The sequence below is a fragment of the Micromonospora sp. S4605 genome, assembly GCF_003176715.1.
GTDB lineage: Bacteria > Actinomycetota > Actinomycetes > Mycobacteriales > Micromonosporaceae > Micromonospora > Micromonospora echinaurantiaca.
This window is the reverse complement of sequence record NZ_QGSW01000269.1, coordinates 24,273-30,939: the sequence shown is the minus strand read 5'-3', so window position 1 is coordinate 30,939 and position 6,667 is coordinate 24,273. Positions and strand designations below refer to the sequence as shown.

At 75.4% G+C, this 6,667-nt stretch carries 6 protein-coding genes; 3 read left to right on the top strand and 3 right to left on the bottom strand.

All coding sequences use genetic code 11. From position 1 onward, the window contains the following. The coding region (locus DLJ47_RS24345) for an RNA-guided endonuclease InsQ/TnpB family protein (protein WP_255562331.1) at positions 1-1,242 on the bottom strand (1,242 nt) is incomplete at its 3' end. Between the two features lie 153 nt (positions 1,243-1,395). Between DLJ47_RS24345 and DLJ47_RS24340 the strand changes: the two genes are divergently transcribed. Beyond that, entirely contained in the window at positions 1,396-1,998 is a 603-nt protein-coding gene (locus DLJ47_RS24340) for a class I SAM-dependent methyltransferase (RefSeq protein ID WP_109903112.1), read from the top strand. A 43-nt stretch (positions 1,999-2,041) separates the two neighbouring features. Here the strand turns inward: DLJ47_RS24340 and eccB are convergent, their stop codons facing one another. Both eccB and DLJ47_RS24330 read right to left on the bottom strand, forming a co-directional pair. Then, positions 2,042-3,430, bottom strand: a complete 1,389-nt coding sequence (gene eccB, locus DLJ47_RS24335) for a type VII secretion protein EccB (protein WP_109903110.1) — start codon at positions 3,428-3,430, stop codon at positions 2,042-2,044. A gap of 210 nt (positions 3,431-3,640) precedes the next feature. Continuing rightward, complete coding sequence (locus DLJ47_RS24330; protein ID WP_199235992.1) at positions 3,641-4,645, bottom strand: zinc-binding dehydrogenase; 1,005 nt, start codon at positions 4,643-4,645, stop codon at positions 3,641-3,643. Between the two features lie 146 nt (positions 4,646-4,791). Between DLJ47_RS24330 and DLJ47_RS24325 the strand changes: the two genes are divergently transcribed. Then, positions 4,792-5,511, top strand: a complete 720-nt coding sequence (locus DLJ47_RS24325) for a spermidine synthase (protein WP_109903106.1) — start codon at positions 4,792-4,794, stop codon at positions 5,509-5,511. A gap of 148 nt (positions 5,512-5,659) precedes the next feature. Beyond that, positions 5,660-6,667, top strand: coding sequence for a hypothetical protein (locus DLJ47_RS24320; protein ID WP_109903104.1), 1,008 nt, complete (start codon positions 5,660-5,662; stop codon positions 6,665-6,667).

Below are 6,667 nucleotides of genomic sequence, written 5' to 3'. Positions count from 1 at the left end.
GTCCCGACGTGACCCCCGCCGCCCACCCCGGACGGCGCCGGGTAGGTGCCGGCCGGCTCGACGGTGCGTGACCACCTCCGGCAGCACAACGCTGGCTGGCGGGGTGGTGGGTCCGCCGCCCGGTACCCGGGTGGCGATGGTGGCGGCCGCGACGAGGTCGCGGTGCCCGGTGAATGTGCAGTGGGGGCAGGTCAGGGTCCGTCCACGTGGTTTCGGGACCCGCCGGTGGCAGGTGGGGCAGGTGGAGGAGGTGCCGCGTTCGTCGACGAGCCGGACGGTGATGCCGGCGAGGGTGGCCTTGTCGGTGAGGACCTGCAGGAGGCGGCCGATCTGCCACTGCCGTAGCCGCAGGTTGTGCCGCCGCCCGGCGTCGATGTCGAGCACCCCGCGGGGGTCGCCGACGTGCAGCACACCGACGCGCTGCTGTTGAGCCCAGGTGATGACCGTGCGGGCGGCTTCGTGCTGGGCCTGGCGGACCCGCCGCCGATGCCGCCCGTCGACCAGCCGCGCCCGGCGCCGATACTTGCGCCACCGGCGTGAGCCTCGCTGGCCCGGTTTCGGGGCTCGCCGGGCGACGGCGCGGCGCCGGGTTTTGGTGTCGGCCAGGTGCATGCGGTGCTCGGCGCGGATCGCCCGCCCCGATACCAACAGCGCCTCACCGTCCGGGCCGGCGACCGCGTACGGATGGATGATCCCCAAATCGACCCCGGCCAACCGGCCCGGATCCGGCTCCTCGCCCGGCAGGTAGGCCGTGATCGGGACCTCGGCGGTGACGTCGAGGAACAGGCGGCCACCCTCACACAGCAGGGTGATCGACCGGACCTGCTCGATCGGGTACGGCACCTCCCGCGACAGGCGCACCCACAACGGCGGGCTGCCTTTTGCGGTCGGGATCCGTGCCCGACGCCCATCCAGGGTGAACGTGCCGTGATACCAGCGCACCGGCACCAATCCCCGCCGACGCCGCGGGAACCTTGCCGACACGTCTCCCGCCTTACGGCGTTTCGCGGCCGCGAACCACGCATCAGAGAACTGACGCAACACCGACCGGGCGCCAGTCGTGTCCAACTCGCCGAAGGTGCCCGGCCCGGCCGCCGCCAACTCCCGACACAACTCCCGGTAGCCGACCAGCGGCGCGTCCCGGCGGCGGCGCCGCCACGCGTTGACCTCCAACACGCACGCCCACACATCACCCGCCGAACGCAGCAGACCGAAACAGCGCCGCCGCTGCCCCGCCGTCACCCGCAACCCCACCCGGGCCGTGCGATACACGACCCGCGGCGCAGCAGCATCCCGACGACGAGGCACGAACCAAACCCAACACCACCCCTACGACACTTTCCCCAACCCGACCGCCCCGGCAAACGTTAAAGGCCACCGCACTAGCGTTGGGGCATGGCTAACCCGACCCGCTGGGCCACCGACACCGGCCCGGAGCACTCGCAGTGGTACATCGACCGGTTCCGCCGGCTGGCGGCCGAGGGTGCCGACCTGGCCGGTGAGGCCCGGTTCATGGACACCGTGGTCGCGCCCGGGTCGCGGATCCTCGACGCCGGCTGCGGCACCGGCCGGGTCGGTGCCGCGCTCGCCGCCCGCGGGCACACCGTGGTGGGGGTGGACGCCGACCCGGCGCTGGTCGAGGCCGCCCGGGCCGATCACCCCGGGCCGCGGTGGCTGGTCGCCGACCTGGCGGAGCTGGATCTGGCCGCCGCCGGCGAACCCGAGCCGTTCGACGCGGCAGTGGTCGCCGGCAACGTGATGGCCTTCGTCGCGCCGGGCACCGAGCCGGCGGTGCTGGCCCGGATCGCGGCGCACCTGCGTCCCGACGGCGTGATGGTGGTCGGTTTCGGCACCGATCGGGGTTACCCGCTGACCGAGTTCGACGCCCACGCGGTGGCCGCCGGGCTGCGCCTGGAGCACCGCTTCGCGACCTGGGACCTGCGCCCGTGGCGGGACGACGCCGACTTCGCGGTCAGCGTACTGCGCCGCCCGGCCTGACCGGCCCCGCCGCCGGGTTCGGCGGCGGGCGTTTCGGCGAGCCTCAGGTCGGGGCGGCCACCACCCGGGCCGCCGCGGGGTCCAGGGTGGCGCCGGCCGGGACCAGACTGACCAGCCCGGCGGGCAACCGGGCCGGCCGGACGTCGCGGTAGCCGAGCATGCCGAGCACCTCGCCGCCGGCCAGCACGTACCGGCGGCCCAGGTCGGTGACGACGGAGACGGCGCCGCCGGTCGCCCCCGGCGCGGCGACCGACTCGACGACCGCGCCCCGTCCCGGCTCGACCAGGACGTGGTCGGCCAGCACCCCGCCGCCGACCGGTGCCGGGGTCCGGGGCGTGGCCCCGAGGTCGGGCAGGGCCGCGCCGAGCCGGACGTCGACCACCGCGCCGTCGTCGCCGAACCGGGCGCAGAGCGCCGCCCCGTCCAGGGCGGCCAGCCTCGGCGGTACGGTCGGCGGCGCGGCCGGGCCGGTCGGCGCGAGGTCGGGCAGTTTCGGCAGCGCGGCGAACCGGCCCAGCGTGATCGACTCCGGCTCACGCTGGCCGGTGCGGGCGAGCAGCAGGCTGGCCTGGAGTTCGGTGATGCCGGCCAGCCCGTCCCGCAGCGCGACGGCGTACTGCCGGCCACCGCCGGAGTTGCGCACCAGGTAGACGTCGCCGATCCGGGCGCCGGACACCCGCTCGGAGGGCTCGCCCTCGTCGGGCAGCGCCAGCGGCGCCAGGTCGGCGCCGGCCGGCAGGACGTTGAGCAGCGCCGGGGCGACCGGGACGGCGCGGGCCCGGGTGGCCGCCAGCGCCGCGAGCACCCGGTTGGCGTCCCGGACGAGGTGCCGCCGGTGGTGCCAGAGCAGGTGCAGCCCGCCGTCCGGGTGCCGCAGCAGCAGCGCGTCCTCGCCGAGCGGCCGGCCGTCGGCGGCGTCGACCCCGACCAGCAGCGCCGATCGGGGCGCCTCCGGCGCGGTCCCGGTCGGGGCCGCGGAGCAGACCGTCCAGGGCGCGGTGACCAGCCGGCCCGGGGCGGGCAGCGAGTCGGGGGCGTCGGCGATGCCGAGCGGGAGGCCGCGCGGCACGCCGTCGATGGAGCGGCGGGAGACCAGTACGGTCTTCGGCCGGTCCGCCCCGATGATCAGCAGCGCGGAGGCGTAGTTGAGCACCGGGTGCAGTTTCTGCTCCCGGTAGACGAACCGGGCGCCGGACTCCTTCTCCACGATCACCGCGCCGGCGTCGCGCCACTTGCTGCCACCCCCGGCGAAGAGCCCGTAGAGCGCGGAGCCGCCCACTCCGATGGCCGCGACCAGGACGCTGGCCAGCGCGGCGCCGGCCAGCCGCCGGAACGGCGACTGCGCCGGGTCGGTTTCGCGCATCACCAGCGCGGCGACCGCCCGCTGGACGGTGAACTGGTACGAGTGCAGCTGGTCCTGCCGCGACGGCATGGGATCCCTTCCGGCGAGTCGGTCGGGGCACAGGATAAGCGCTGCGTCGATATCCCGACGACCCTCCGTCGCTGCCCTCGGCGGGAGGGCGGGCAGTCGGGCAGGGTGCGCGGCGCGGCGCGGCGCGGCCCGGCCCGGCCCGGCGCGGCGCGGCGCGGCCGAGCCAACGCGAACGTCCTGCCGGTGACCGCCGCCCGGTGACGCGCGGGGTCAGGGCCGCAGGATCAGCCGGATCGGGTTGCCCTGCTTGCTCTGCACCCGCCGCACCGCCTGGTCCGCCTCGGCCAGCGGCAGCACGTCGCTGACCGAGGCGGACAGGTCCAGGCGCCGCTGCCGGGCCAGCGACACCAGCTGCTCCACGTGCTCGGCCTCCGAGCCGTAGTGCCCGAGCACCGCCTGTTGCAGGTAGTTGAACGGGCTGTCCGAGGGGATCGTCACCGGCTTGTTGGCGATGCCGGCCAGCACCAGCCGGCCGCGCCGGCCGAGCACCGTGAGCGCCTGTTCGCGGACCGCGGTCACCCCGGCGAAGTCGAACGCCACGTCCAGCCCACGGCCGTCGGTCAGCCCCAGCACGGCGTCGCGGAAGGCGCTGTCGCCCGGGTCGAGCGCGGCGTCCGCGCCGAGGGCCAGCGCCCGGTCGCGGGCTGCCGCGAGCGGCTCCACCGCGATCACCGGGGCCGCGCCGGCCAGCCGGAGCAGCTGCACGGCGTGCGCGCCCAGCCCGCCGACGCCCCAGACCGCGACCGCCTCGCCGGGCCGGGTCCGCCCGGTGTCGGTCACCGCCGCCCAGGGCGTGGAGACCGCGTCGGGGATGATGCAAGCCTGCTCGAACGGCAACTCGTCCGGGATCGGCACCACGGTCTCCTGGCTGGCCACGGCGTACTCGGCCCAACCGCCGTCGTAGTCCACGCCGCGGGTGAACACGGTGCCGCGCCGGTCCCGCTCGCCCGCCTGCAGCAGCACCCGCTGGCCGGGCTGCCACCCCTCGACGCCGTCGCCGAGGGCGTCCACCACGCCGGCCACCTCGTGGCCGAGGGTGACCACGTCGCCGGGCAGGTAGAGCGGGGTGAGCGTGCCGTCGATCAGGTGCACGTCCGACAGGCACACCCCGGCCGCCGCGACCTTGATCCGCACCTGCCCCGGCGCCGGCTCGGGCACCGGCACCGTCTCCAGGCGCAGTGCCCGCTCCGTCAGGTGCAGTCGTCCGGCCAGCATCTCCGCCACGGTGCGTACTCCCTGTCCGGCTCCCGTCCGGGCGCCTCAGCCAGCCCGCATACCCGGCGGTGGCGGATCGATGCGTCGTCGCCCGCCGGCGCGCCGGCCGCGGGTGCCGGACGCCCGGGCGGGTAGCATCCCCGCCGGTGAGCGCGCGATTCGAGGAACTGGCCTGGCGGGAGACCCCGATCGGCGCCATCAGCCTGCGCCGGCGCCGCGACCCCTTCCTCGACACCGAGGTGTACGAGGTGAAGCTCGACGACGAGTACCTGATGTCCAGCCTCTTCCCGGTCGCGGAGATCGAACTGGCCCGGCTGGGGCTGGCCGCGCTGACCGGCCCGGCCCTCGACGTGGTCGTCGGTGGCCTCGGCCTCGGCTACACCGCCCGCACCGCGCTGACCGACGACCGGGTCCGGTCGCTGGTCGTGGTGGAGGCGATCGAGGACGTCATCGACTGGCACCGGCGGGAACTGCTGCCCTTCGCGGCCGGGCTGGCCACCGATCCGCGGACCCGGTTCGTGCGGGCGGACTTCTTCGCCGCGGTCGCCGGCGGCACCGGCCTCGACCCGGACGCCGCCGAGCGGCGGTTCCACGCCGTACTGCTCGACGTCGACCACTCCCCCCGCCAGGTGCTGCACCCCAGCCACGCCGCCTTCTACACGCCGGACGGGCTGCGCCGACTCGCCGCCTGCCTGCACCCGGACGGGGTGTTCGCGCTCTGGTCGGACGACCCGCCCGACGCCGACTTCGAGGCGGTCCTCGCCGAGGTGTTCACCACCGCGCGGGCGCACGTCGTGCCGTTTCCCAACCCGCTGACCGGCGGCGAGTCGGCCAACACCGTCTACGTCGCGCACACCCCGGCCTGACCGCCCGCCGGGCGGGCGGCGGAACCTCGTCCACAGCGGACCGAACCTGCACGTCGCCGATCCGACAGCGCCGCAACCTTCCACCACTGTCACGCGTCTTGCGTGTGCCTAGGCCCGAACAGCCGGGCCGTACACGGGGGAGGAACCCATGACCCAGATCGCTCGACGCCGGATCCTGGCCGGAGTCGCCGCCGGCCTGCTGACCGCCTCGCTCGGCGTCGCCGGCACGGCCGGTGCCGCCACCGCGGCGACCGGGAAGAGCATCCGCCTCTGCACGCTCCGACCGCTGGCCTACCCGGCCGACTCGTACCGGGCGTCGGCCGACGCCATCGACCCGACCGGCCGGTACATCGCCGGTTCCGGGCTGCGGACCACCGGTGGGGTCAACCAGCCGCTGCTGCTGATCTGGGACGGCGGTCGGCTGACCACCATCGAGTCGTCCATCGCCGACACGGTGGTCGACGTCAACTCCAGCGGAGTGGTGGTCGGCAACGGCTGGGAGAACAGCATCGGCCGGCCGTGGCGCTACCACGCGGGCCGGGTCGAGTTCCTGCCCGTGGTGCCCTCGGACGGCATCTGGGTGACCGGGATCAACGGTGCCGGGGACATCGTCGGGTACGGCGCCTCCCCCATGACGAGCGAGAGTTTCCCGCTGCGGTGGCCCGCCGCCCGACCGGGCACCGTCGAGGTCCTCGACGCTCCCAGCACCGGGCAGACGGACGGGATCACCGAGGACGGCACCATCGTCGGCACGGCTGGCTCGTTCACCACGCCCACCGGCTGGGTTCGCACCCCGGCCGGCGAGGTCCGCGAGCTGACCGTCCCCGGTGCGCGGTCAGCGCGGGTGCTGGGGGCCGGCGGCCGGTACGCGATCGGCTGGGTCGACCTCGGCGGCCCGAACACCGTCAACGTGCGCTGGGACCACACCAGTGGCGCCAGCGTCGGCCTCGACCCGCGGTTCGACTGGCTGACCGACGTCAACCGGCACGGCGTGGTCGTCGGCAGCAACCGGATCAGCCGGGGCACCAGCTCGGTGGTGCTGCCGGGCGGCGGCACCGGCGTCAGCGTCGGGGCCAACGCGATCTCGGACAACGGCATCGTGGTCGGCTTCCAGCGGGGTACCCGGATCAGCCCGGTCCGCTGGACCGGCTGCTGA